Origin of the sequence: Micromonospora profundi (assembly GCF_011927785.1) — a bacterium.
GTDB lineage: Bacteria > Actinomycetota > Actinomycetes > Mycobacteriales > Micromonosporaceae > Micromonospora > Micromonospora profundi.
In genome coordinates, this window is the sequence record NZ_JAATJK010000001.1 from 5,653,092 (window position 1) to 5,678,542 (window position 25,451).

21 protein-coding genes are annotated in these 25,451 nt (G+C 70.7%); 7 read left to right on the plus strand and 14 right to left on the minus strand.

Annotated features, from left to right (window positions below):
* Window positions 1-111 precede the first annotated feature (111 nt).
* Entirely contained in the window at window positions 112-1,074 is a 963-nt protein-coding gene (locus tag F4558_RS25110) for a terpene synthase family protein (RefSeq protein ID WP_053652186.1), read from the plus strand.
* Between the two features lie 19 nt (window positions 1,075-1,093).
* Here the strand turns inward: F4558_RS25110 and F4558_RS25115 are convergent, their stop codons facing one another.
* The 5 genes from F4558_RS25115 to F4558_RS25135 all read right to left on the minus strand — a co-directional run bounded on the left by F4558_RS25115 (window position 1,094) and on the right by F4558_RS25135 (window position 5,754).
* Entirely contained in the window at window positions 1,094-2,092 is a 999-nt protein-coding gene (locus tag F4558_RS25115; protein WP_053652185.1) for a DUF1648 domain-containing protein, read from the minus strand.
* On the minus strand, window positions 2,089-2,445 hold the full coding sequence (locus F4558_RS25120) for a GntR family transcriptional regulator (protein ID WP_053652183.1): 357 nt from the start codon (window positions 2,443-2,445) through the stop codon (window positions 2,089-2,091). The genes F4558_RS25115 and F4558_RS25120 overlap by 4 nt, the downstream gene beginning before the upstream one ends.
* Window positions 2,446-2,549: 104 nt before the next feature.
* Window positions 2,550-3,521 carry a menaquinone biosynthesis prenyltransferase MqnP gene (gene mqnP / locus F4558_RS25125; RefSeq protein ID WP_082377136.1) on the minus strand — a complete coding sequence of 324 codons (972 nt, stop codon included), beginning with the start codon at window positions 3,519-3,521 and terminating at the stop codon, window positions 2,550-2,552.
* The gene (locus F4558_RS25130; protein WP_053652179.1) at window positions 3,521-4,981 is read right to left on the minus strand and encodes a menaquinone biosynthesis decarboxylase; all 1,461 of its coding nucleotides are present in this window, start codon (window positions 4,979-4,981) and stop codon (window positions 3,521-3,523) included. The genes mqnP and F4558_RS25130 overlap by 1 nt, the downstream gene beginning before the upstream one ends.
* 176 nt (window positions 4,982-5,157) lie before the next feature.
* Window positions 5,158-5,754: a carboxymuconolactone decarboxylase family protein gene (locus tag F4558_RS25135; RefSeq protein ID WP_231639871.1), complete on the minus strand. Its 597-nt coding sequence runs from the start codon at window positions 5,752-5,754 to the stop codon at window positions 5,158-5,160.
* 53 nt (window positions 5,755-5,807) lie between these two features.
* Between F4558_RS25135 and F4558_RS25140 the strand changes: the two genes are divergently transcribed.
* A complete protein-coding gene (locus F4558_RS25140; RefSeq protein ID WP_053652175.1) occupies window positions 5,808-6,284 on the plus strand; it encodes a MarR family winged helix-turn-helix transcriptional regulator in 477 nt (158 codons plus the stop codon).
* 104 nt (window positions 6,285-6,388) lie between these two features.
* A complete protein-coding gene (locus F4558_RS25145) occupies window positions 6,389-7,528 on the plus strand; it encodes an FUSC family protein (RefSeq protein WP_053652173.1) in 1,140 nt (379 codons plus the stop codon).
* A 57-nt stretch (window positions 7,529-7,585) separates the two neighbouring features.
* Here F4558_RS25145 and ccsB read toward each other — a convergent pair whose 3' ends face one another.
* The 6 genes from ccsB to hemL form a co-directional block, all read right to left on the minus strand.
* Window positions 7,586-8,560, minus strand: a complete 975-nt coding sequence (gene ccsB / locus F4558_RS25150) for a c-type cytochrome biogenesis protein CcsB (protein ID WP_053652171.1) — start codon at window positions 8,558-8,560, stop codon at window positions 7,586-7,588.
* On the minus strand, window positions 8,560-10,215 hold the full coding sequence (resB, locus tag F4558_RS25155; RefSeq protein ID WP_053652169.1) for a cytochrome c biogenesis protein ResB: 1,656 nt from the start codon (window positions 10,213-10,215) through the stop codon (window positions 8,560-8,562). The genes ccsB and resB overlap by 1 nt, the downstream gene beginning before the upstream one ends.
* The gene (locus F4558_RS25160) at window positions 10,215-11,078 is read right to left on the minus strand and encodes a cytochrome c biogenesis CcdA family protein (RefSeq protein WP_053652167.1); all 864 of its coding nucleotides are present in this window, start codon (window positions 11,076-11,078) and stop codon (window positions 10,215-10,217) included. Before F4558_RS25160 ends, resB begins: the two co-directional genes overlap by 1 nt.
* Window positions 11,078-11,647: a TlpA family protein disulfide reductase gene (locus F4558_RS25165; RefSeq protein ID WP_053652165.1), complete on the minus strand. Its 570-nt coding sequence runs from the start codon at window positions 11,645-11,647 to the stop codon at window positions 11,078-11,080. The genes F4558_RS25160 and F4558_RS25165 overlap by 1 nt, the downstream gene beginning before the upstream one ends.
* On the minus strand, window positions 11,647-12,294 hold the full coding sequence (locus F4558_RS25170) for a histidine phosphatase family protein (protein ID WP_053652163.1): 648 nt from the start codon (window positions 12,292-12,294) through the stop codon (window positions 11,647-11,649). The genes F4558_RS25165 and F4558_RS25170 overlap by 1 nt, the downstream gene beginning before the upstream one ends.
* A 124-nt stretch (window positions 12,295-12,418) precedes the next feature.
* Window positions 12,419-13,756: a glutamate-1-semialdehyde 2,1-aminomutase gene (gene hemL / locus F4558_RS25175; RefSeq protein WP_053652161.1), complete on the minus strand. Its 1,338-nt coding sequence runs from the start codon at window positions 13,754-13,756 to the stop codon at window positions 12,419-12,421.
* Window positions 13,757-13,958: 202 nt separating this feature from the next.
* Between hemL and F4558_RS25180 the strand changes: the two genes are divergently transcribed.
* A complete protein-coding gene (locus tag F4558_RS25180) occupies window positions 13,959-14,294 on the plus strand; it encodes an STAS domain-containing protein (RefSeq protein WP_053652159.1) in 336 nt (111 codons plus the stop codon).
* Between the two features lie 41 nt (window positions 14,295-14,335).
* On the opposite strand, the gene F4558_RS25185 is transcribed toward F4558_RS25180, so the two are convergent.
* On the minus strand, window positions 14,336-14,890 hold the full coding sequence (locus F4558_RS25185) for a response regulator (RefSeq protein ID WP_053652157.1): 555 nt from the start codon (window positions 14,888-14,890) through the stop codon (window positions 14,336-14,338).
* Window positions 14,887-19,254: a HAMP domain-containing protein gene (locus tag F4558_RS25190; RefSeq protein ID WP_167946167.1), complete on the minus strand. Its 4,368-nt coding sequence runs from the start codon at window positions 19,252-19,254 to the stop codon at window positions 14,887-14,889. The genes F4558_RS25185 and F4558_RS25190 overlap by 4 nt, the downstream gene beginning before the upstream one ends.
* Window positions 19,255-19,504: 250 nt before the next feature.
* Here F4558_RS25190 and F4558_RS25195 point away from each other — a divergent pair, with 250 nt between their 5' ends.
* On the plus strand, window positions 19,505-21,562 hold the full coding sequence (locus F4558_RS25195; RefSeq protein ID WP_167946168.1) for a SpoIIE family protein phosphatase: 2,058 nt from the start codon (window positions 19,505-19,507) through the stop codon (window positions 21,560-21,562).
* Window positions 21,563-21,585: 23 nt separating this feature from the next.
* On the opposite strand, the gene F4558_RS25200 is transcribed toward F4558_RS25195, so the two are convergent.
* Entirely contained in the window at window positions 21,586-22,944 is a 1,359-nt protein-coding gene (locus F4558_RS25200) for an FAD-binding oxidoreductase (RefSeq protein WP_167946170.1), read from the minus strand.
* A 97-nt stretch (window positions 22,945-23,041) separates the two neighbouring features.
* Between F4558_RS25200 and F4558_RS25205 the strand changes: the two genes are divergently transcribed.
* Together F4558_RS25205 and F4558_RS25210 are read left to right on the plus strand one after the other, a co-directional pair.
* Window positions 23,042-25,138, plus strand: coding sequence for a S9 family peptidase (locus F4558_RS25205; RefSeq protein ID WP_167946172.1), 2,097 nt, complete (start codon window positions 23,042-23,044; stop codon window positions 25,136-25,138).
* Window positions 25,139-25,263: 125 nt separating this feature from the next.
* Window positions 25,264-25,449, plus strand: coding sequence for a hypothetical protein (locus tag F4558_RS25210; RefSeq protein WP_167946174.1), 186 nt, complete (start codon window positions 25,264-25,266; stop codon window positions 25,447-25,449).
* The last annotated feature ends 2 nt before the right edge of the window (window positions 25,450-25,451 follow it).

Consider the following 25,451-nt stretch of genomic DNA (forward strand, 5'->3'; position numbering starts at 1 on the left):
CCCTGGCCCCTCCGCCGTGCCCACACGGGGGACATCATCGGCACCTGACTTCTGCCATGCTCGGACGGGGAGGATCACCGCTGTGCAGCGACCCGAGGGGCGGTACGACCGATGACGGCGGCGGCAGCCCGCACGCTACGGGCCGAATGCCCCCTTCCCTCACGGTGCTCCCCGCACGCGCAGGCGACCCAGGTGTGGCTGGCCGGCTGGGTACGACGCTTCGGCCTGCCCCTGGACGACGTCGCCCTGCGTGAGCTGGACGCCGGCCGCATCGCCTGGTATGCCGGCCGGCTCTATCCCGAGGCCAGCGCCGCAGACCTGCGTACGGTCGCCGCGCTGTGGACCTGGTTCTTCCTGCTCGACGACGCCTGCGACGGGCCACACCGCGCCAGCGGGGCGGACGTCGCGGCACTGCGGGACGGGGTCCTCGAGGTGCTGCGCCAGGGCCCTCACGTCCGCCCGGCCGGGTTCCGGGGCCCGCTACGACAGATGCTCGTGGACGCGTGGCAAGCCCCGAGGGCGCGGATGCCACAGCCCTGGCAGCAGCGTTTCGCCGACGCCGTGGCCGACCACCTGGCCGGCAACCGCACGGAGGCGGACAACAAGACCCGGGGCCACCTTCCCGGGATTACCGAGTACGTCGCGCTGCGCCGGGCCACCTCGGCGGCGTACGTGTCGTACACCATGATCGAGTTTGTGACCGGTCACGCGCTGCCGGACGCCGTCTACCACCACCCGGCGCTGCGGGAGCTGGCTGCCGCCGGCAACGACCTGCTCTCCTGGTTCAACGACCTGGTGTCGTTGGAGAGGGACCGGGCCACCTCGGGCGGGCACAACCTGGTGCTTGCCATCGCGCGGGAGCAGCACGTGCCGCACGAGCGGGCCGTGGAGGCTGTGGTGGACCGCTGGCGTACGGCGATGGGCCGGTTCATGGAGCTGCGGGCCACGATGCCGTCCTTCGGCCCCGAGCTGGCCCCGGCTGTCGCCGCGCACGTGGAGGGAATCGCCCGCTCGGTGCGTGGCACGATCGACTGGTCGCTGGAGAGTGACAGGTACTCGGCGTCCCGGAGCTGACCGGGGATGCGCCGCCGGGTCACAGGGCCTGGCGGTGCCGATCGGCGAGGGTGTTGAGCAGCGCGGCAGCGGTGCCGGCGTCGGCCACCGTGACGACGATCGAGCGCCCGCCGGTCCGCTCGACAAGCAGACCCTCGCCGGTCCGCAGGACGATGCCGACCCGGCCGCCGCGGCCCACCCGCCAGCCCCAGCCGCCGAACTCGCGCAGCGGGTGGACCTGGACGGAGCTGGCGCGTAGCACCTCGTCGATGGGGACGTGGGTACGCGGCCAGCCTGCCGACGACCGGACCAGCAGTCCGCTCTCGTCGACCCGGACGGTGAAGGCGAACATCGCCACGAAGACCCCGACCAGCAGCGCCGCGACGATCAGCAGGCCCCACACGCCGCTGACGACGGCGAGCGTGACCAGGACGACGATGGCTACGGCACCCAGGGCGATACCCGGCCCGGTGCCGGTGTGCCCGATCCAGACCGCCCGCTCGCTCGCCGACAGGGGGACGCGGGGTGCCTCGGGCGCGACGGGGGCATCCGCCGGCTGCGGCGGGTCACCGGGCAGGAGCACGCCGACGAGTACGGCCGGCACGAGGGAGCCGACGATCGCCACTGTGAGCGCACCACCGATCTCGCCGGCACCGCGCGCGTCGGTCAGCCCGCGCTGGACGTGCAGCGCGCCGAGCTGCACGAGGGCGAGAAAGAGCGCCACCCAGATGGTGGTGGCCGCGCCGATGCGGCGGCTGCCAGCCGACTGCCCCCACAGCGTGGTGACCGCGCCGAAGCCGAGCACCAGGAGAGCGCCCAGGCCGGAGCAGGCCCAGAGGAACGCACCGAGGGACATGAAGCCGTCGGGCCGGCCCTGGGCTCCCCAGTGTGTCGCCACCGGGTCGGGCAGGTCGCCACGCCAGGAGAGGGCCACAGCGGCGGCCACGGCAAGGATCACGAGCCCGGAGATGGTGACCGCCAGGCCGACGGGGCGCATCCGCAGGTGCAGGGGGCGGGCGGACTCGGTGCCGGTGGTCATGATGAGAACGCCTCCTTGAGGAGTGTGGCTGTGGCTTCCGGGGAGAAGTGCAGAGCGCGCGCCTCGCGTACGACCTCGTCGATGGCGGCCAGCAGCTTGGCGTGGTCGGCTGCGGGCCGGGCGGTGACGATGGCCCCGCGTCCGCGTCGCAGCTCGATCAGCCCGTCGTCCCGGAGCAGTTGGTAGGCCCGCAGGACTGTGTGCACGTTGAGATCGAGCGACGCGGCGAGCTCGCGGGCGGCGGGCAGCCGTTCGCCGGGCTGGAGCACGCCCTGGGCCACGGCGAGGCGTACCTGAGTGACGAGCTGGGCGAACAGCGTCTCGTCGAGCGAGGGGTCGATGCGGAAGAGCACGCTCAAAGAATACTTGTTCTAGTGTTGTTAGAACAATGTGGGTCGCGGCACGCGAACGGCGGCGGTGCCGAGAGCACCGCCGCCGCCTGTCGCTGTCACCGCTGTCAGGGGCGCAGGCCGAGCCGGATCACCAGGTCGAGCAGGGCGAACACGAACAGCGCGATGCCGACGAACCCGTTGGCGGTGAAGAACGCCCGATTGACCTTGCTGAGGTCGGTCGGGGTGACAACCAGGTGCTGGTAGGCGAACGCCACGGCGGTAAGCGCCAGGCCGACCCACCAGAGCCAGCCGAACCCGACAAGCGCCCCGAACCACACGAAGAGCCCGAAGGTCACCACGTGCGCCACTGTGGAGGCGTGCAGCGCGAAGCGCCTGCCGTAGCGGGCAGGCACGCTGTGCACGCCGATCTCCTTGTCGATCTCGGAGTCCTGGCAGGCGTAGATCAGGTCGAAGCCGCCGATCCACAGCCCGACCGCCGCACCGAGCAACCATGCCGGCCAGGACCCGTCGAGGGTGCCGGTGACCGCGAGCCACGCGCCGACCGGCCCGACCGCCTGGGCGATCGCCAGGATGGCGTGCGGCCAGTTGGTGAACCGCTTGCCGTACGGATAGACCACGAGCGGCACCACGGCGAGCGGCGCCAGCACAAGGCAGAGCGGGTTGAGCAGCGCGGCGGCACCGAGGAAGACGACAAGCGCGACGGCCGCGCCGGTCCAGGCCGTGCGCACGCTCACCGCCCCGGTGACCAGTTCCCGTCCGGCGGTACGCGGGTTCCGCGCGTCGATCTGCCGGTCGAGGATCCGGTTGGCGGCCATCGCGAACGTCCGCGCCCCGACCATGGCCACGGTGATCAGCAGCAGGTCCCACCAGCGCACCCGCCCGCCGTTGACCTGCATGGCGGTCAACGCCGACAGGAAGGCGAACGGCAGCGCGAAAACGGAGTGCTCGATGGCGACAAGGTCCAGGAACGCCCGCACCCTCCCCCGCGATCTTGCACTTTCTGCCGGGGCGGAAGGGGAGGAAGAGGGCGAATCGGGGGCCGAAAGTGCAAGATCGCGGGAGTCGTCGACGGGCATCAGATCCCGTACTCCTTCCAGCGCTTGTCCACCAGGGCCGTCACCTCGGGAGCCATGGTCATCTCCTCCGGCCAGCCCCGGGTGTAGCCCTCGGTGGGGAGCTTGCGGGTCGCGTCGACGCCCGCCTTGCCACCCCAGAACTGCTGGTACGAAGCGTGGTCGAGGTGGTCGACCGGCCCTTCGGTGAGCAGCAGGTCGCGGGCGTAGTCCACGTTGCCGAAGGCGCGGAACGCCACCTCGTTGTAGTCGTGGACGTCGCAGTCCTCGTCCACGATCACGATCAGCTTGGTCAGCGACATCATGTGCGCGCCCCAGATCGCGTTCATGACCTTCTGCGCGTGCTTCGGGTAGCGCTTGCGGATCGACACGATCGCACAGTTGTGGAAGACACCGGCGGCCGGAAGGTCGTAGTCGACGATGTCCGGGATCAGGAAGCGCAGCAGCGGCGCGAAGATCCGCTCGGTGGCCTTGCCGAGGCCGTGGTCCTCCTGCGGCGGCTGGGACGTGACGATCGAGTGGTAGACCGGGTCGCGCTGCATGGTCATGCACTCGATGTGCATCACCGGGAACGGCTCGACAGGCGTGTAGAAGCCGGTGTGGTCGCCGAACGGCCCCTCCGGCATCCGCTCGCCCGGTTCGATGTAGCCCTCCAGCACGATCTGCGCGTGCGCCGGCACCTGCAACGGCACGGTCAGACAGTCCACCATCTCGACGCGCTCGCCCCGCAGGTACCCGGCGAACAGGTACTCGTCGATCTCGGCGGGAAGCGGCGCGCTGGCCGAGTAGGCGACCGCCGGGTCGGCGCCGATGGCGATGGCAACCGGCAGCCGCTGCCCGAGCCGCTCGGCGACCGCGTGGTGCGCCGTGGAGTTCTTGTGGATCTGCCAGTGCATGCCGATCGTGTTGTGCGAGTGCTGCTGGAGCCGGTAGAGCCCGAGGTTGCGCTTGCCGGTCTCCGGGTCCTTCGTGTGGGTCAGCCCGAAGTTGTGAAAGATCCCGCCGTCACCGGGCCAGACCTGCAACCCCGGCAGCCGGTTGAGGTCGACGTCGTCGCCGCGGTAGACGACCTGCTGGCACGCGGCGGTCTTGACCTTCTTGGGCGGCATCGACTTGAGCTGCATGACCTTGCCGAGCCCGCCCATCATGCCCGAGAAGCCCTGCGGCAGCTCCGGCTTGAGCATCTCGCCGATCCGCTGGCCGATCTCGTCGAGGTTCTCCACCCCGAGAGCCATGGCCATCCGCTTCTCGGTGCCGAACAGGTTGATCGCCACAGGCATTTCGCCCCGGGTCGGACGTTCGAAGAGCAGCGCCGGCCCACCGGCACGCACTGTGCGGGTGACCACCTCGCTGATCTCCAGGGTGGGGTCGACAGGGACGTCGACCCGGCGTAGTTCCCCAGCGCGCTCCAGCGCCGCGAGGAAGTCCTTGAGATCGTTGTAGGGGAAGCCACGAGCCGCCATGCCGCCCAGTCTCCCGCACCGGGTGCCCCGCCGACGAAGCCGGGTGGTGTGACACCTGCGATGACCGGGGCCGCAGCCTTGATCCACTCGACTTCCGTGAAATCGGGGTGTCCGGCAGCCGGGGATACGCCGGCTTCACGGAAGTCGAGTGGATCAAGAGCGACCTGGGCGGCGGGTCAGGCCGCAGGCGTCCACGCGTGGGGAGACAGCGGCGGGTCGAGTGGTGCGCGGGTGAGCCGGTTGGCGAATGTCGAGATGGTGTACGTCCCTACGCCGAGCACCACGTCCAGCGCGTGCCGAGGTTGGTAGCCGGCGACCAGGAAGTCCTCCAACTCGTCGTCGGGCACCGCTCCCCGGTGGTCGAGCACGGCGAGCGTGAACCGGCGCAGCGCCTCCAGCCGCGGCTCGGGCAACGGGCTCCCGGAGCGCAGCGCGGTGACCATCTCGGCCGTCGCGCCGAGGCTGGTGAGCGCGCCGGTGTGCAGGGCGACGCAGACGTGGCACTCGTTGGTGGTGGCGACGGCGAACACGACGACCTCCCGCTCCAGCGGCGAGAGGTCGGTCTGTTCGAAGCCCTTGTTGGCGGTGAGGAAACCGCTGAGCAGCTGGGGAGACTCGGCCATCAGGGCAACCGGAGCGGGCAGCCAGCCGAACCGACGGCGTACCCCCTCGATGGTCCGCCGGGCGGCGGCGGGCGCGGTGTCGGCGGTGTGTGCGGTGAAGACGGGCACGGCTACCTGCTCTCGCGGCGTGGGTGGGGACGCCGAGGACACGTCCCGTAGGATAGTCAACGTGGTTGACGAAATAGTAAATGTGGTTGTCGAACATGGCAACCGCTGAACCCGCGCGGCCCGGCTACGCGTTGCCGCTGCTCCTGCTGGCCGGCTTCCGCACGCTCATCGACGACCTGCACGCCGAGCTGGCCCGGCAGGGGCACCCGGAACTGCGACCACTGCACGGCTTCGTACTCCAGGCCGTGGGGATGGACGGCACCACCGCCACCGAACTGGGCCAACGGCTCGGCATCTCGAAACAGGCCGCCGGCAAGACTGTCGACAGGCTCGTCGCCGCCGGCTACCTGGAACGGATCGACGATCCCGCCGACGCCCGCCGACGGCTGGTCCGGGTGACACCACGCGGCGCCGACGGGCTGCACCGCTCGGCGCAGATCTTCGACCAGCTTCGGGAGCGTTGGGCGGCGATCCTCGGCCCGGACCGGGTCGCCGCCCTGGAGGACGACCTGAGCACTGTGGCCTCCGCCAACTGGTTCCGCCTCGACATGCCGGGCTGGTTCGGCGGCTGACCGCGCCCGCAGGCGACACCTCGCAGACTGGCGACCCCGCTAACCGGCGTCCAAGTTGAGTCGTTGACCAGTCGGCGACGACGAGGGGAGACGACCTGTCCCGGGTGGCGAACTGGTTGCGCGGCGCGTGGGCTCACCTGCGGAACGGCTGGCCGCTTGTGGCACAGGTGACGCTCGCCGCCACCCTCTCCTGGTTCGTCGCCAGCCGCCTGCTCAGCGGCGGCGGCTACAGCGGGCCGTTCTACGCCCCGGCCGCCGCGCTTATCGTGCTGGCCCAGGCCCGAGGCACACGACTGCGCCGGGCGCTCGCGACCCTGATCGGCGTCACCGTCGGGGCGCTCCTCGGCGAGGTCGCCATCGAGGCGCTCGGAGCCCGCTCCACCGCAAGCATCTTCGTCGTCATCCTGGTCGCGGCCGGTCTCTCCGTGGCCGCCGGAGCCGCCGGCGTCGTCCGCAACCAATTGACCATGTCCGCGCTCTTCCTGGTCGCCGTGGTGCCCCCGGGCAACCAGGACCAGGCACCCACCCGCTTCTACGACGCGCTGATCGGCGGATCGATCGCACTGCTGATCAGTCAGATCGCCGTCGGACGCTCACCGCTGGCACCGCTGCACACCGAGGGACGGCGGGCATTCAGCGAATTGGCCGAGGTGTTGGACGGCATCCGCCAGGCGCTGCGGCGGCACGACCAGCAGGCCGCCCGGACCGTGTACCACCAGGCCCGGCAACTGGACTCGCGCACCGAGGCGCTGCGCAAGGCCGTGCTGGTCGCCGACGAGAACCTCCGGCTCGCGCCGTGGGACCGGCACAGCCGCCCGCGGGTCGACGCGGCGCGGACCGCCGTCGACCATGTCGACTACGCCGTACGCAACACCCGGACGCTGGCGCGCACGACCATCATGGTCACCCGGCTGCCGCAGGCCACACCTGCCCAGCTCGACGCCGCGCTGGCCGCCCTGCACGAACTGACGACGTGCGCCGCCGAGGTGTTCGCCGCCGCCGTCTCCGGCGACCGCGACACGGCCCACAAGCACGTCGACCGGACAGGTGACATCGCTGTCGACGCCGTGCGGACTGTGGCGCCGCTGCTCCGGCACGAGCAACCGCTACCGGTCAGCACGATGATCGGTCAGCTCCGCATGATCGTCCTCGACCTGCTGCGCAGCGCAGGCGCGGACCGGCCGGACGTACTCAACGCGATCGACGGCGCACTCGACCTGCCGACCGCCGGGAAGCAGCACTGAAGCAGCGTCGGCCGCAGCCCTGCCGTCAGCGCCCGGAAGCGGCAGCCGCGTCGACGGTCAGTCCAGACCGCCGTACGAGTGCAGGCCCGTGAAGAAGATGTTCACGCCGAACAGGTTCATCAGCACGGTGAGGACGCCGAGCACCGCCAGCCAGGTGGCCACGTTGCGCTTGACGCTGGGCGTGGCCCGCGCGTGCAGGTAGCCGGCGTACACCACCCAGGAGATGAACGCCCAGGTCTCCTTCGGGTCCCAACCCCACGGCCGACCCCAGGCCGCCTCGGCCCAGATCGCGCCCGCGATCACCGCGAAGGTGAAGATCGGGAAGGAGAACGCGTGCAGCACGAAGGTCAGCCGCTCCAGGCTGCCCGCGTCGGGCAACCGCTTGGCCAGGGTGTACGGGAAGCTGCGCTTGCCCTGCTCGTACCCGTTGCGCATCAGGAAGCCGACCGCCGGCACCGCGCCGAAGATGAAGATGCCGGACGCGAACACGATCGTCGACACGTGGATGACGAACCAGTACGAGTTCAGAGCCGGCACCAGCGGCACGATCGGCACGTACAGCACCAGTTCGGCGGTGGCCACCAGCAGCACCATCACCAGGGTCAGGAACAGCCCGAGCTTGCGCAGCGACGGCAGCTTCCAGAGCACCCCGAGCCAGGCCACGACCCCGATGAAGGTCACGGTGAGCACGAACTCGTACATGTTGCCCCAGGGCATCCGGTCAGCGGCGATGCCGCGGGTGACCAGGGCCGCGAGGTGCAGCACGGCGGCGACCCCGGTGGCGGCCACCGCGATCAGGCCGGCGATCCGGGCACGCCGCGCCGAGCTGTGGACCACGGCCGGCGGCGGGGGTGGCGTCGACGGCGTCGAGCCGGTGCCACCGACCCCGGCGCCGACAAGCTCACGCTCGGCAGCCGGTACGGCCACCCGGGCACGCGCGTTGCCGAGCGCGTACTCCACGGCGTGGCTGATCATCGCGATCAGGTACACAAGGATCGCGAAGGTCACCAGATTGTCGGAGAGCGCGGACATCACTCGGTCCCTTCTCGCACACCGGCCCGGCCACTGGATTCAGTGTCGGTGCCTGCCCGTCCGGCCGCCTTGTCGTCTCCGCCCACAGCGGTGACGAGCTGGGCGAACTCGTCGGCGAACCCTGGATAGTCGGTGCGCGGCAACCCACCGGCCTCCATCAAGCTACTACCGCCCGTCGGAGATCCTTCTCCGGGGTCGGCCGGCAGCACCCGGAACCACACCCGGCGACGCCGCCCGAACAGCGAGCCCATCAGCCCGACCAGCAGGAAACCACAGCTCACCAGCAGGATCGTCGAACCGGGGTCGTACCGGACGGAGAGCGTGACGTACCGCTCGGTGCCCAGGAACTCGACGGTCGTGCCGTCGTCGAGCGTCCAGGTCTCGCCCTTGCGCAGCACCTTCGTACCGATCTCCTTGACCTTGCCGGCGTTCACCTGCCGCTGGTCGAGTTGGTAGACCGAGTTGGGGATGCCCGCGTCCATACCGAGGTTGCCCCGGTACGCGACCAGGTTCAGCAACGGGTTGCGCTCCGTCGGGTACTCCGAGCGGACGAACGGCGCCTCCTGCGGGGCCGTGGGCAGGTAGATGCCTGTGAACGCCACCTGCTGATCAGGTACGCGCTGCCCGGTGCCGGGGTCGACGTTCGCGTCCGGGAAGGCGGCCAGGCCCTCGCTGGTCAGACCCATGTCCCCGGTGGTGAGGAACGGAAGGTCGCTTGTCTGGCTGTTGCCGAACCGGTCGGTGTAGCGGATCAGCGGGGCGTACCCGTGGCCGAGCAGGTAGACGTTCGCCCCGTTCAGCCGCAGCGGCGAGTTCACCGAGAAGTCCGCCTGGCGCGTCGGCTCGTCCGGGCCGTCGACTGTCACAGTGGCGTTGAAGAACTCCGGCTGGCCCGACGGCAGGAACCGGGCCTGGAAGTCGTCCAACCGCAGGCAGAAGCCGGGCAGGTCGGCGCTGTCCACCTGCGGGCCGAGGTTCGCCTCGGCGTACTGCTGACGGGTGTTGCAGAAGGCGTTGTCCGCGCCGGCCACCAGCAGCCGGTTGCCGCTCCAGCCGTACCACGACCCGAGGGCGACACCGATCAGCACCGCGATCAGCGAGGTGTGGAACAGCAGGTTGCCGGTCTCCTTGAGGTAGCCCTTTTCGGCGGACACCTCGTCGCCGCGCACCTCCACCCGCCAGCGCCGCTTGCGCAGCACCTCGGCGACAGCAGCCGCGCCACCGGCCGGGGCAGGCAGCACCGCGTGCTGCGGCAGCCGCGCCATCCGCCTGGGCGCCGCCGGGGGCCGGGACCGCAGCGCCCGGACGTGGTCACGCAGCCGGGGCGTGATGCAGCCGATCAGCGAGGTGAACAGCAGCAGGTAGATCGCCGAGAACCAGACCGAGCCGAAGACCTCGAACGCGCCGATCCGGTCCAACCGGGGCGCCCACTCCGGGTGGTCGATGAAGTACTGGTTGACCCCCTCCGGGCTGACCCCACGCTGCGGCAGCACCGAGCCGGGGATGGCGGCCACCGCGAGCAGGAACAGCAGAATCAGCGCCGTACGCATGCTTGTCAGTTGCCGCCACGAGTTACGCAGCAACGCCAGCAGCCGGTTGGGACGGCGCCGGGGCGCCGGGGCCTCGGTCTGCGGCCGGTCGTCGACGGCCGTCATCAGATGCTCACCTCGCCCACCCCGACGGTGGTCTGCAGCCAGATCACGAAGTTCTGCCACCCGCCGGTGACCAGCGCCAGGCCGATCAGCAGGAGCAGGGCGCCGCCGATCCGGGTGACCCAGCGGCTGTTACGCCGGACGGCGCGGAAGACCCCGAGCAGGCGCTGGAAGCCCAGCCCGAAGACGATGAACGGTATCCCCAGCCCGAGGCAGTACGCCACGGCGAGCACCACGGCACGGTCGCTCTGACCGCTGGTGGCAGCCATGCCCATCACCGCGCCGAGCGTCGGGCCGGTGCAGGGCACCCAACTGAGCGCGAAGACCGCCCCGACGACCGGAGCGCCGAGCAGCCCGGCCGACGGCAGCCGGGAGATCCGGAACTCGCGTTGCAGAGCGGGGATCAGCCCCAGGTAGCCCAACCCGAGCACGATGATCAGCGCGCCGACGACGATCTCCAGCTGCCGCTCGTACTCGAAGAAGACCCGGCCGATGCCGGCGAACAGGATCGCGGTGGCGACGAAGACCACAGTGAAGCCGGCGATGAAGAGCAACGTCCCGGCGAGCACCCGGCCCTTGACGGCGACCGTCGCGGTCCGCTCGCGTACGGCGACACCTCCACCACCGTCGCCGTCGGCTGAAGCGTTAGGAAGGGCCCCTTCCTCTACCCCAGGCGTTAACAAGGTGCCCTTCCTTGCACTGCCTTCGAGGTCGGCGCCGGCCAGGCCGGTGACGTACGAGAGGTAGCCGGGAACCAGCGGAAGCACGCACGGCGACAGGAAGCTGACCAGACCGGCCAGCGCCGCCGCGCCGATGGCCAGCAGCAGCGGCCCGCTCAGCGCCAGTTCCCGGAAGGTCTCGCCCATCAGTCCGGCGCCGGTTTCTCGCCGGCGACCCGCTCGACGATCGGTTGCAGACCCTCCTGCTTGACTGCGGCCCGGATCACCACCGCGACCCGGCCCTCCCGGTCGAGCACCACAGTCGCCGGGACGGTGTTCGGCGGGATGTCCAGGTCGAGCGCCAGCCGGCTGGCCGGATCGAACAGGCTCGGATAGGTGACCCGGCCCTCCTCGAACGCCTTGGCCTTGTCCCGCTGGTCCTGGACGTTGATCCCGAGGAACGCCACCCCGGAGCCCTTTGTCGCCTGGTAGACGGCCTCAAGGTCGTCGGCCTCGGCACGGCACGGCGCGCACCAGGAACCCCAGAAGTTGACCACAACGACCTGGCCACGGGCCTCGCTGATGTCGTACGTGCCGCCGGTGAGCAGCTCACCTGCCAGCTTCGGCGGCGCCGACCGCTGATCCGCGGCGCACTCGATGATCCCCTCGGCGGTGGTCGTGCAGGCCTTCTCCCGCCCCTGCGCCGACGTACAGCCGGCCAGCGCCACCGTCGCAACGGCGGCGAGCAGACCGGCGGTCCACCTACGGGCGTTCATCAGGCCCCCTTGGCCGTCCGGGCTGTCGCGGAGAGAGCGATCAGGTGCGCGGCCGGCTCGCTGTAGCCGATGCCCACCACCTTCGCGCCGTCGAAGTGGAACGAGGTCAGGCTCGCAAGGCCACACTGCCGCTTGCGCGGGTCGTGCCAGAGCCGCTTGCGCTCGACGTAACGGCGCAGCGTCCAGATCGGGAGCTGATGCGAAACCAGCACCGCCTCACGCCCCTCGGCGGCGACCCGGGCGGCGTGCACGGCGGCGAACATCCGCTCGGCGATCACCCGGTACGCCTCACCCCAGGACGGCGTCACCGGATCGCGCAGCACCCACCAGTTGCGGGGATCACGGAACGACCCGTCACCCGGAGACACCTTCTTGCCCTCGAACCAGTTGGCGCTCTCGATCAGGCGCTCGTCCACCCCCACGGGCAGCCCGAACTGGGCGGCGATGGGCTCGGCGGTCTGCTGTGCGCGCTCCAGCGGGCTAGCCACCACGTGCACGATCTCCCGGTCGGCCAGGCCCTGCGCGGCGGCCTTGGCCATCTGCACACCCAGCTCGGAGAGACGGAAACCGGGCAGCCGGCCGTAGAGGATCTGGTCGGGATTGTGCACCTCGCCGTGCCGAAGCACGTGGACCACCGTCTTGCTCACCGCTGTGCCCCCTCTGCTCGCGACTGCGGGGCTCGCAACACCGGCTCACTCCTCGCGCTCACCGCAGCCGCCTTCGTTCGCGACTGCGGGGCTCGCAAAACCGGCTCACTCCTCGCGCTCACCGCTAACCCCCTTGACCGGCCGCTGCCGCCGCATTCGCCGCCGTCGGCAGCGCGTTGGCGATGTGCTCCAGCGCGGCGTCGTCGATCGCCGCCGACACGAACCAGGACTCGAACGCGCTCGGCGGCAGGTAGACGCCGGCGGCGAGCATCGCGTGGAAGAACGCCTTGAACGCCGGCACCTGCTGGGTGCGTGCGCTGTCGTAGTCGACGACGTCGGCGTCGGTGAAGAAGATCGAGAACATGCTGCCCGCGTACGACAGGCGGTGCGGGACCCCGGCGGCGGCAAGCGCGTCGGAGGCCAGCTTGCCCACGACGGCGGCCGTGTCGTCGAGGCGCTGGTAGAGCGCGTCATCGGCAAGCCGCAGCGTGGCCAGGCCGGCGGCGCAGGCCAGCGGGTTACCGGAGAGCGTGCCCGCCTGGTAGACCGGGCCGGCCGGGGCCAGTCGCGCCATGATCTCCGCCCGCCCGCCGAACGCCGCGGCGGGCAGGCCACCACCCATGACCTTGCCGTACGTCCACAGGTCGGCGTCGGTGGGGTCGAGGCCGTGCCAGCCGGCGCGGGACACCCGGAACCCGGTCATCACCTCGTCGATGACGAGCAGGGCGCCGTGCGCGTGCGCGATCCGCGCCAGCTGGGAGTTGAAGCCGTCGCGGGGGGCCACCACGCCCATGTTGCCGGCCGCGGCCTCGGTGATCACCGCGGCGATGTGCTGGCCCTCGGCGGCGAAGACCTCCTCGACGGCGCGGATGTCGTTGTACGGAAGAACGATCGTCTCGCTCGCCGCCGCGCCGGTGACACCTGGCGAGTCGGGCAGGCCGAGGGTCGCCACGCCGGATCCGGCGGCGGCGAGCAGGGCGTCGACGTGCCCGTGGTAGCAGCCGGCGAACTTGACGATCTTGGAGCGTCCGGTGAAGCCGCGGGCGAGCCGGATCGCCGACATGGTGGCCTCGGTGCCCGAGTTGACAAGGCGTACCTGCTCGACCGGAGTCCGGTCGACGATCTCGGCGGCCAACTCCACCTCGCCCGGGGTGGGGGTGCCGAAGCTGGTGCCACGGGCGGCGGCGGCCTGCACGGCGCCGACCACCTCCGGGTGGGCGTGGCCGAGGATCAGCGGTCCCCACGAGCAGACCAGGTCGACGTACCGGCGGTCGTCGGCGTCGTACAGCCAGGGGCCTTCGCCACGCACCATGAAGCGCGGGGTGCCGCCGACTGCCTGGAAGGCGCGTACGGGGGAGTTCACCCCGCCCGGCACGATGGCGCGAGCGCGGTGGAACAGGGCCTCGGAGGCCGGCGCATCGGCCGGGTAACGGCCAGGTCCGGCGGAAACGATGTCGGTCACGATGCGGCCATTGTGTCAGCGCCGACCTGCCAATCCGCAGCCACCCCACGCAGGGGTTACCCGGCTCACCCGCCCCGGGCGCTCAGCAGCGGCATCGACGCGGGGCTGCCAAGAGGGCGAAACGGAGCTGAAGTGGGGGGCCGGCGCGCGGGCTCACGGCTCTCGACAGGCCGGGTCGTGCGGATCGCGCTAGGCTGGCCGGGTGGATCGTGCCGAACTGTCCATCACGCTACACCGGACGGGCGACGAAGCAGTGCTGCGCCTGGCCGGTGAGATCGACATGCTCACGGCCGCCCAGCTCTCCACGGTCGTCAATGAGGTGCTCGCCGACCCGCCCCCACGGATCGTTCTCGACCTCGGCGGCGTCACCTTCTGCGACTCGCAGGGCCTGGGCACCCTCGTCGTCCTCAGCCGCAAGGCCAGCCACGCACAGAGCCTGCTGATGCTCACCCACGTGGGCGATTTCCTGATCCGCGTCCTGGACATCACCGGCCTGCGCAGCGCCCTGATGATCCGCAACGACCAACCCGCCGGCTGACCCCACCCCCGGCCACCGGGCCGAAGGTGGGGTTGACGGTTCTACGGGGTGGAGCCCCAGCGGGCTTGTTCCAGCATCTCCATCGCTCGTTCGCGGCTCTCCGGGTCACCGGAGCGGAGCAGGGCCGTTGCCTCGTCGACAGCGTCGGTGAGGCGTCGCCACTGCGTGTCGCGCTCCCGGACCAGGTCCGACTGTGCGGCCAACTGCCGAGTCTTCACCCACAGCTCGACGAAGACCGACACCTTGGCCCGCAGGACCCAGGGGTCGAAGGGCTTGGTCAGGTAGTCGACCGCCCCCACCTGATAACCGCGCAGGGCCAGCTGGGCGTCCCGGTCGGCGGCGGTGAGGAAGATGATCGGTACGTGCCGGGTCCGCTCCCGGCGCTTGATGTGGCTGGCCGTCTCGAAGCCGTCCATGTCCGGCATCTGCGCGTCCAACAGGATCACCGCGAAGTCGTCCACCAACAACTGCTTGAGAGCCGCCTCGCCGCTCTCCACCGCCACCGACTGAACCGGCAGGCCCTGAAGGATCGCCTCCAGCGCCGTCAGATTCTGCCGCCGGTCGTCCACGAGCAGCGCCTTGGCCATCTGGGTCACGACGTCTCCTCGTTGCGGCTTCCGTTGATCCAGGACGACATCAACTCGATCAGATCGTCGAGGTCGACCGGCTTGGTGATGTAGTCGCTTCCCCCGGCCGCGAGCGCCGACTCGCGGTCACCCGGCATCGCCTTCGCGGTAAGGAAGACGACGGGAAGGTCGGCGAACCGGTGGTTACGGCGGATCTGCCGGGTCGTCTCGTATCCGTCCTGGTCCGGCATCATGGCGTCCATCAACACGATGTCCACCTCCGGGTGCTCGGCCAGCAGGCGGACGCCGTCCGCCCCGTTGTCCGAGTACAACACGGTCATGCCGTGCAGCTCCAACGCGCTGGTCAGAGCGAAGACATTTCGCACGTCGTCGTCCACGATGAGTACCGTGGCGCCGTCCAACTGGCGGGTCGCCGGTGCCTCCGGCCGCTCCGGCAGCAGCTCCAAAGGCGGCATCAGCAGCGACGACGGCAGGCCGGCGCGCTGCGGTGACGGCGGTGCCGGCGCGACCACCGCGTCCGGTGCCAACACCTGCGGTACGAACAGGGTGAATGTCGAACCCTGACCGGGCGCCGACGACACGGTGATGGTGCCGCCGATGAGTCGGGCCAGATCGCGGCTGATCGACAGGCCCAGGCCGGTGCCCCCGTAGCGGCGGCTGGTCGTGCCGTCCGCCTGCTGGAACGCCTCGAAGATGATCGACAGCTTGTCGTCGGAGATGCCGATCCCGGTGTCGATCACGGTGAAGGCGATGACCTGCTGGGCGTTCGTCAACGCCGGTACGTCGAAGACCACGTTCTCCGCCGCCGGGGCGATCCGCAGCGTCACCGCGCCGTTGTCGGTGAACTTCACGGCATTGGAGAGCAGGTTGCGCAGGATCTGCTGCAACCGCTGCGCGTCGGTGACCAGCGCGGGCGGCAGCTCGTTGCTGACGCGTACCTGGAAGTCCAGGTTCTTCTCCTCCGCCTGCGGCGCGAACGCCTGCTCGACGTAACTGCGGATCTCGGCGAACCGGATCTCGGTCGGTTCGACGTCCATCCGACCCGCCTCGATCTTGGACAGGTCGAGGATGTCGTCGATCAGGCGCAGCAGGTCCGAGCCGGATCCGTGGATCGTACGGGCGAACTCGATCTGCTTCGGGTTGAGGTTCTGCTCCGAGTTCTCCGCCAGCAGGCGTGCCAGCAGCAGCAGCGAGTTCAACGGCGTACGCAGCTCGTGGCTCATGTTGGCCAGGAACTCCGACTTGTACGCCGAGGCACGGGTGAGCTGCTGCGCCTTCTCCTCCAGGCCGAGGCGGGCCAGCTCGATCTCCCGGTTCTTCGTCTCGATGTTGCCCTTCTGCTCGGAGAGCAGTGTGGCCTTCTCCTCAAGCTCGGCGTTGGTGCGCTGCAACTCCGCGGACTGCTCCTGGAGCTCGTGCGCCAGCCGTTGCGACTGGGCGAGCAGCTCCTCCGTACGCCGGTTGGCCTGGATGGTGTTGACCGCGATGCCGATGGTGAGCACGAGCCGCTCCAGGAACGACAGGTGCAGCTCGGAGAATGCCGCCACGCTGGCGAACTCGATCACCCCGAGCAACTCGCCCTCGAAGAGCACGGGGAGCACCACCAGGTCCGAGGGTGGTGTCTCGGCCAGGCCGGAGCGCAGCGTGAGCCGGCTGTTCGGGGAGGCGCTGACCCGGATCGTGCGGCGGGACAGCGCGGTCTGGCCGACCAGCCCCTCGCCCGGGCCGAAGGTGACGTCGTGCCCCCGCGCCACGTACCCGTAGGACGAGGTGAGTCGCAGTCGCACGCTGCCGTCGGTCTCGTCGGCCAGGAAGAAGGCGCCGAGCTGGGCGTCGACCAGCGGGGTCACCTCCGTCATGATCATGCGGCAGACCTCGCCCAGGTCCCGCTGGCCCTGCAGGAGGCCGCCGATGCGGGCCAGGTTGGAGTCCAGCCAGCCCTGCTCGGCGTTCTTCTTAGTCGTCTCCCGAAGGGTGACGATCATCTGGTTGATGTTGTCCTTCAGCTCGGCGACCTCGCCCTGCGCCTTGACGGCGATCCGCTGGGTCAGGTCACCCCGGGTCACCGACGTGGACACCTGGGCGATGGCCCGCAACTGGGTGGTGAGCGTCGAGGCGAGCTGGTTGACGTTCTCGGTGAGGTCGCGCCAGGTGCCGGACACGCCCTTGACCTGCGCCTGACCACCCAGTTTGCCCTCGATGCCGACCTCGCGGGCAACCCGGGTCACCTCGTCGGCGAACGACGACAGTTGGTCCACCATCGTGTTGACAGTCGACTTCAGCTCAAGGATCTCGCCCTGCGCGTCCACCGTGATCTTCTGCGACAGGTCACCCTTCGCCACCGCGGTGGTCACCGAGGCGATGTTGCGGACCTGACTGGTCAGGTTCGACGCCATCGAGTTCACGTTGTCGGTGAGGTCGCGCCAGGTGCCGGACACGCCCTTGACCTGCGCCTGACCACCCAGTTTGCCCTCGGTGCCCACCTCACGCGCGACCCGCGTCACCTCGTCGGCGAACGACGACAGTTGGTCCACCATCGTGTTGACAGTCGACTTCAACTCAAGGATCTCGCCCCGGGCATCCACAGTGATCTTCTGCGACAGGTCACCCTTCGCCACCGCCGTCGACACCTGCGCGATGTTGCGAACCTGGGCGGTCAGGTTGGACGCCATCGAGTTCACGTTGTCGGTCAGGTCCCGCCAGGTGCCGGCCACACCGCGCACCTGGGCCTGACCACCCAACTTGCCCTCGGTGCCCACCTCACGCGCGACCCGCGTCACCTCGTCGGCGAACGACGACAGCTGGTCCACCATCGTGTTGACAGTCGACTTCAACTCAAGGATCTCGCCCCGGGCATCCACAGTGATCTTCTGCGACAGGTCACCCTTCGCCACCGCGGTGGTCACCGAGGCGATGTTGCGGACCTGACTGGTCAGGTTCGACGCCATCGAGTTCACGTTGTCGGTCAGATCCCGCCACGTACCGCTGACGCCCTTGACCTGGGCCTGGCCGCCGAGGTTGCCTTCGGTGCCCACCTCGCGGGCCACCCGGGTCACCTCGTCGGCAAACGAGGAGAGCTGGTCCACCATCGTGTTGACTGTGTTCTTCAGCTCCAGGATCTCGCCCTGCGCGTCCACGGTGATCTTCTGCGAGAGGTCGCCCTTCGCCACCGCCGTCGACACCTGCGAGATGTTGCGGACCTGGCTGGTCAGGTTGCCGGCCAGCTGGTTGACGTTCTCGGTGAGGTCGCGCCAGGTGCCGGAGACTCCGCGCACCTGCGCCTGACCACCCAACTTGCCCTCGATGCCCACCTCGCGGGCGACCCGCGTCACCTCGTCGGCAAACGACGACAACTGGTCCACCATCGTGTTGACGGTGTCCTTCAGCTCCAGAATCTCGCCCTGCGCCGCCACGGTGATCTTCTGCGACAGGTCGCCCCGCGCCACCGCCGTCGACACCTGGGCGATGTTGCGCACCTGGGCCGTCAGGTTCGACGCCATCGAGTTGACGCTGTCGGTGAGGTCCTTCCAGGTGCCGGCCACGTTCGGCACGTCCGCCTGACCGCCGAGCTTGCCCTCGGTGCCCACCTCCCGGGCCACCCGGGTCACCTGCTCGGCGAAGAGCCGCAGAGTGTCGGTGAGGTAGTTCATCGTGTCAGCCAGCTCGGCGACCTCGCCCCGCGCGCTGACAGTGATCTTCTGCGACAGGTCACCCTTGGCCACCGCTGTCGCCACCTGCGAGATCGACCGCACCTGGCCGGTCAGGTTCGACGCCATGGTGTTCACCGAGTCGGTGAGGTCCTTCCAGGTGCCGGCCACGCCCCGCACATCGGCCTGACCGCCGAGCTTGCCCTCGGTGCCCACCTCCCGGGCAACCCGGGTCACCTCGTTGGAGAACGACGAGAGCTGGTCGACCATCGTGTTCACGGTGCGGCCGATCCGCAGGTACTCACCGCGCAGCGGCCGGCCGTCGATCTCCAGGGCCATGTGCTGGGACAGGTCGCCGTCCGCTACCGCCACGATGACCCGGGCGATCTCGGTCGTCGGCCGGCCCAGGTCGTCGATGAGGGAGTTGACGGCCCGTTGCGCCTCCGCCCAGGCGCCGTCCAACCCCTCGTCGTCGAGCCGTTCGGTGAGCCGGCCGTCCCGACCGACGATCCGGCTGATCCGCCGCAGGTCCAGGTACTGCTGCTCCTGGACCGAAACCACCTCGTTGAAGGCGTCCGCCACCTCACCGGCCTTGCCGGCGCGGCGGGGAAGCCGGACCTTCAGGTCGCCGCGACGGACCCGTCGCAGCGCCTCGGTCAACTCACCGAGGAGCGCCTCGTGGTCGGGCGCGGACGGATCCGCCACCGACTGCTTCGCCGTGGTCATCATTCCTCGCTCAACTCGGGGGCACCGGCCCTGCGGTACACGCCGGCACCCCATATTGTGCCTGCGCCCGCCGTGGTGCCAGGGTTCGCGACCCGCCGATCGGCCTCCGTGAGCACTCCGACCCGCCCAAGGGACCCAGACCGGCACAGTCGCGCCCAGACCCTCGCAGGGGGGTGCCGCTCCCCACCACCACGGCCCTCGATCGTTGATCGGCTTGGCACCCGGCAGGGGGACGGTGGAGGATACGAGGGTGTCAGCCGAGGCGGGGCCCGCGACGCCCGAGGCCCGGAACGGGGCGGCCCGGCGTGTCCGCCTGCCCGCTGACCGTCGTACGCCCGCTGCCGCCCGCGCTGTCGTCCGCTCGGTGCTGACCGAGGCGCACCTGGACGACCTGGCCAACGAGGCGCTGCTGCTCACCACCGAGCTGACCACCAACGCCGTCGAACACGCCCGTACCGAACTGGACATCGACGTCGTCGCGGACGAGATCGGGCTCACCGTGACAGTCTCCGACTTCGCGCCCGGTGCCGGCGACGACGAGCTGACCATCGGCAGCCGCAACGACGCGACCGAGATCAACGAGGTGTCCGAGCGAGGTCGCGGGCTGCTGCTTGTCGACCATTTCGCCAGCTGCTGGGGCACCACGTACCTGCCCACCGGCAAGGGCGTCTGGTTCCGGCTGGACCGGCCCGGTGCCGACCAGCCGGCCGGCTCCGGCGGTACGTCGCCGACGCCCGGTGCCGCCGACAACGCCGCGCCGAGCGCCAGCGCCATGAGCGAACTCATGCAGACCGCCCCCGACGCGTACGCGGACGATCCGCTGCCCGACTTCGCCGCGAGCCTGCTCAGCCGGCTCGCCGAGATGGTCGGCGCGGCCGGTGGCACGATCCGTCTGGACCGGGGCGACGGGCAGGGTTCACAACTGCTTGCGCGTTTCGGCCGGCAGCCCCGCCCCGGCAGCGAACTGCTCCGGGTGCCCCTGACAGTGCAGCGCCCGTACGCCGGGGAGCTTGAGCTGGATGCCGCGCCGTCGGCGTACGCCCGGCCGCTGGCGGTGCTCACTGCCGAGCGGCTGTCGCTGCACCTGGAGAACGACCGGCTGCGCCGGGCCGACGTCCGCCGGCAGGCGTGGTTGACGTTCCTGGCCGAGGTGAGCGAACTGCTGGCGCAGTCGTTGGATGTCGAGCTGACGATGGCGCTGATCCCGCAGCTCGTGGTGCCCCGGCTCGGTCAGTGGTGCGCGGTGCACACCACCGACGAGTGGGGCCGGCTCCGGCTGGCGGCGGCCAGCCACGCCGACGAGTCGGTGTTGCCGCAGCTGCACAAGGTGCTGGCGGAGACCGGCCCGGATTCGATCCAGGCTCGGCTGCGTGAGGCGTCCCGGAGTGCGGCGCAGATCCCGCTCGGCGGGCCGATGGATGGTTTCGCCGTCCCGCTCATCGCCCGGGGTCAGCGGCTCGGCACCTTGGCGGTGGGCCGGCACCAACGGCACCGGCACGATCCGGACCAGGTGGCAGTGCTGGAGGATGTGGCCCGGCGTGCCGCGCTGGCCATCGAGAACGCCCGGATTCACGCCGAGCGGCGACGGGTCGCGCAGACACTCCAGCAGTCCCTGCTGCCGCCCGTGCTGCCTGTGGTGGAGGGGATCGGCTTCGCCGCCGAGTACGTCCCGACGGGCGACGACGCGGAGGTGGGCGGCGACTTCTACGACGTGGTGCCGCTGCCCGACGGGCGCTCCCTTGTGGTGATCGGGGACGTCTCGGGCAAGGGGGTGCAGGCGGCGGCCGTCACCGGACTGGTCCGGGACGTGATCCGTGTGCTCGTCGGCGATGGCAAGCCGCTGCCGGAGGTGCTGGCCCGGCTCAACGAGACGCTCGTCGAGCGGGGCGGCGGCCGGTACTGCACGCTTGCCCTCGCAGCGGTCGGGATGGGTGACGGTGGCCAGCTGGAGGTCTCCCTGCACCTGGCCGGGCACGACCGGCCGGTGCTGCTGGCCGGTGCGGGTGGCGCCGAGTTCGTCGGCACCGGGGGGACGGCGCTGGGACTGCTCGACACGATCATCTCCCCGACGGCGGAGATCACGCTCGCCCCGGGCGACTCGCTGATCTTCTACACCGACGGGGTCACCGAGCGTCGACGCGGCAGGGAGCTGTTCGGCACCGACCGGTTGCGCCATGCCGCAGCGCCACTGGCCGGGTATTCCGCCGACGTGGTGGCGGCCCGACTGCGGGCCGCCGCGATCAACTTCTCGGTCGAGCCGCCCCGCGACGACATCGCCATCCTGGTGCTCCGCAACGACACGATCTGACCGGCCGGCGCCACGCCGCCCGGTCACCGGCCGCCGGGGAGGCGGCCCGGGGCGAGGCGGTGCTCCGGGTCCAGGTGCTCCTTGGCCGCCTGCAGCCGGGCCAGCCCGGCCAGCTCACCCCACATGTCGACGGCCTGTCGGACCGCGGCGGGGGCGGAGACGACGACGCAGCGGCCCTGCCGCGCCAGCAGCACCCCACGGACGGCGGCCAGGATGGACGCCACCCGGTCGGGTGCCATTGCGCCGGGCAGCGCCGCGTGCACCACGCCCAGCCCGGCGGAGCCCCGCACCGGCACCGGGGAGCCGGCCGCGTCGCGCAGCGCGTAGACGGCGGCGTGCAGATCGCCGATCGGCACCTCCAGGCGCAGCGCCGTGTCGCCGGGGGCGAACGGGTAGCGGCGCCACCACGGCGGCGCGGAGTGGGTGACCGTCGCCTCCCCGTGCAGCAGACCGACCAGGCGCTCGGCGCGTTCGGTGACGTCGGCCGGGCCGCCCTCCAGCAGCACCACCAGGCTGCCCGCCCGGGATGGGGCGCTGGCCCGTCCCGACATCGACGGGTGACGCTCCCGGGCGGTCGCGGCGGGATGGCCGGGCGGGTACGGGGTGCGCGGCCGGGGTGCCCCGGCGGGTAGGTCCAGCTCGATGGCAGCTGGCTCCAGTCGGGCGGCGAGGATCATCCGGACCAGGTCGTGGACCTCCAGCGGGGTCCACACCGGCCGGGACACCCAGAGCCGGCTGGCCGGCACCGGCTGCACCCGCAGGCTTGCCGAGACCAGCACGCCGAGGGCGCCCTGCGAGCCGCAGAGCAGCCGAGCCAGGTCGAGCCCGGGGGCGCCGCCACCGGCGCTGACCAGCTCACCGTCGGCCCCCAGGTAGCGGACACCGAGGAGCTGGTCGCAGGGGCTGCCATGACGGTGCCGCAGCGGGCCGGCCTCTCCGGCGGCGAGCACCCCGCCCAGTGTCGCACCCGGCGACGGGGCGTCCATGGCGAGCCGCTGCCCGGTGCGTTCCAGAGTGGCCTGGACCGCCCGCAGCGGTGTGCCGGCACCCACCTCGGCCACCGGCGCGCCCACCGGCTCGTGACCGATGCCCGCCAGCCGGCCGGTGTCGAGGACGATGTCGACCTGCGTGGGCGTGGCACCCCAGTCGATCTTCGTGCCGGCGCCGCGGGGCACCACCGCCAGGTCGTGCGCGGCGGCCAGCCGCAGCACCTCGGCCGCGGCGTGCGGGCCACCCGGGACTGCCACCCAGCGGGCGGGACGGCCGGCGACCTCGTCGGCCGGCCCGGCGAGGCGGGAGAACGGTGGGCCGCAGATCGCCGCCAACCGCCGGGTGATCTCGATTGCGCCGGACCGACCGAGGGAACTCGCAGCTGCCGCCATGGCGGCTATCGTACATGTGTTCGAACGCAGTGGTCACGGCATTCGGGGATGCCGCTGGTCCGGCGCGCGGAGCGGGCCGGCCGGTAACGTGGCCGCCGTGACCACCGAGACTGCCCCGCCCGCGGCAAAGCGGGTGCCCACCGAGCGCACCCACCACGGCGACACCGTCATCGACGAGTACGCCTGGCTCGCCGCCAAGGACGACCCGGAGACGATCGCCTACCTGACCGCCGAGAACGCGTACACCGAGGAGCGCACCGCGCACCTGGCCGACCTCCGTGGAGAGCTGTTCGAGGAGACCCGCCAGCGGACCCGGGAGACCGACCTGTCCGTGCCGACCCGCAAGGGCGGCCACTGGTACTACACGCGCACTGTCGAGGGTCAGCAGTACGGGGTGCAGTGCCGCCGCGCCGTCCGTGACGGCGAGACCGAGCCGCCGGTCAGCGCGGATGGCGCACCGCTGGACGGCGAGGAGGTGCTGCTCGACGGCAACCTGCTTGCCGAGGGGCACGACTTCTTCTCGCTCGGCGCGTTCGACGTCAGCCCGGACGGTCGCTGGCTCGCCTACTCCACCGACTTCTCCGGCGACGAGCGCTTCACCTTGCGGGTCAAGGACCTGAGCACCGGCGAACTGCTGCCGGACGAGGTGCCCGACACGTTCTACGGCACGGCCTGGTCAGCCGACGCGTCGGTGCTGTTCTACGTGACCGTGGACGACGCCTGGCGGCCCAACCGGGTGTGGCGGCACACCATCGGCTCCCCGTCCTCCGACGACGTGGTGGTCCACCAGGAGGACGACGAACGGTTCTGGGTGGGCGTGGAGCTGACCCGGTCGGAGAAGTTCATCCTGATCGACATCCACAGCAAGGTCACCAGCGAGGTGCTGGTGATCCCGGCCGGCAACCCGACGGGTGCGCCCGCCGTGATCGCGCCTCGCCGTCAGGGCGTGGAGTACGCCGTCGAGCACCACGGCCACCGCTTCCTGATCCTGCACAACGACGGTGCGGAGGACTTCGCGCTGGCGTTCACCTCGGCCGACGTGCCGGGCGACTGGGTTCCGCTGATCGAGCACACCCCCGGCACCCGGCTGGAGGCTGTGGACGCCTTCGCCAACCATCTGGTGGTGTCCCTGCGTACCGAAGGGCTCACCGGGCTGCGGGTGCTGCCGGTGGGCAGCGACGACGCGTACGACATCGACTTTCCCGAGCCGCTCTACAGCGTCGGGCTGGACTCCAACCCGGAGTACCGCACCGGACAGGTCCGCCTGCGCTACTCCTCGCTTGTCACCCCCGACTCCGTCTACGACTACGACCTGGTGACCCGGCAGATGGTGCTGCGCAAGCAGAAGCCGGTGCTGCCCGGTCCGGACGGGCGACCGTTCGACCCGGCCGAGTACGAGCAGCACCGCGACTGGGCGCTCGCCGACGACGGCACGAGGGTGCCGATCTCGCTTGTCTGCCGGGTCGGTACGCCCCGCGACGGCTCGGCGCCCTGCGAGCTGTACGGCTACGGCTCGTACGAGGCGAGCATGGACCCGTGGTTCTCGGTGGCCCGGCTGTCCCTGCTGGACCGGGGTGTCATCTTCGCTGTGGCGCACACCCGGGGCGGCGGTGAGCTGGGCCGCCGCTGGTACGACCAGGGCAAGCTGCTGGCCAAGAAGAACACCTTCACCGACTTCGTGGCGTGCGCCCGGCACCTGGTCAAGGCCGGCTGGACGGCAAGCGACCGGCTGGTAGCCCGGGGCGCTTCGGCCGGCGGCCTGCTGATGGGCGCGGTCGCCAACCTCGCCCCGGACGCGTTCACAGGGATCGTCGCGCAGGTGCCGTTCGTGGACGCGCTCACCTCGATCCTCGACCCGTCGCTGCCGCTTACCGTCACCGAGTGGGAGGAGTGGGGCAACCCCCTCGAAGACCCCGAGGTGTACGCGTACATGAAGTCCTACACGCCGTACGAGAACGTGGCCGCGCTGGACTATCCGGCGATCCTCGCGGTGACCAGTCTCAACGACACGCGGGTGCTCTACTCCGAGCCGGCGAAGTGGATCGCGCGCCTGCGGGCTGTCGCTCCGACGGGCGACTACCTGCTCAAGACCGAGATGGGTGCCGGGCACGGTGGCCCGAGTGGTCGCTACGACTCCTGGCGCGAGGAGGCGTTCATCAACGCCTGGATCCTGGACCGCATCGGTCGCGCCTGACCGGGCGTCGATCGCGCCCGATCCTGGAAGTGGTCGCCTCGACGGCCGGGGAGCGCACGCCAACCAGGATCGGGCACGGTCACGCCTGCCACACCTACCCACGGGACACGCCCTAGACTTTCGGGGTGACCGAGGTTACGGACGGCGACGACGGATCCGCCGAGGAGGTCCGCCGGCCGAGCATCGCGGCAGTGGCCCGCGACCGCCGGGTGTGGCTGATCCTCGCGGTGGTCGCCGGCCTCCTGGTCTGCTGCTGCTCGGCCATCATCGGCTCGCTTGTCGCACTCTCCACCGGCCTGCTGAGGGCCTGAGA

Excerpts from the sequence above, each read along its gene's own strand:
- F4558_RS25110 (WP_053652186.1), top strand. The coding sequence starts at position 112 with ATGACGGCGGCGGCAGCCCGCACGCTACGGGCCGAATGCCCCCTTCCC.
- F4558_RS25115 (WP_053652185.1), bottom strand. The coding sequence starts at position 2,092 with ATGACCACCGGCACCGAGTCCGCCCGCCCCCTGCACCTGCGGATGCGC.
- mqnP (WP_082377136.1), bottom strand. The coding sequence starts at position 3,521 with ATGCCCGTCGACGACTCCCGCGATCTTGCACTTTCGGCCCCCGATTCG.
- F4558_RS25130 (WP_053652179.1), bottom strand. The coding sequence starts at position 4,981 with ATGGCGGCTCGTGGCTTCCCCTACAACGATCTCAAGGACTTCCTCGCG.
- F4558_RS25140 (WP_053652175.1), top strand. The coding sequence starts at position 5,808 with ATGGCAACCGCTGAACCCGCGCGGCCCGGCTACGCGTTGCCGCTGCTC.
- ccsB (WP_053652171.1), bottom strand. The coding sequence starts at position 8,560 with ATGTCCGCGCTCTCCGACAATCTGGTGACCTTCGCGATCCTTGTGTAC.
- resB (WP_053652169.1), bottom strand. The coding sequence starts at position 10,215 with ATGACGGCCGTCGACGACCGGCCGCAGACCGAGGCCCCGGCGCCCCGG.
- F4558_RS25160 (WP_053652167.1), bottom strand. The coding sequence starts at position 11,078 with ATGGGCGAGACCTTCCGGGAACTGGCGCTGAGCGGGCCGCTGCTGCTG.
- F4558_RS25165 (WP_053652165.1), bottom strand. The coding sequence starts at position 11,647 with ATGAACGCCCGTAGGTGGACCGCCGGTCTGCTCGCCGCCGTTGCGACG.
- F4558_RS25190 (WP_167946167.1), bottom strand. The coding sequence starts at position 19,254 with ATGACCACGGCGAAGCAGTCGGTGGCGGATCCGTCCGCGCCCGACCAC.
- F4558_RS25200 (WP_167946170.1), bottom strand. The coding sequence starts at position 22,944 with ATGGCGGCAGCTGCGAGTTCCCTCGGTCGGTCCGGCGCAATCGAGATC.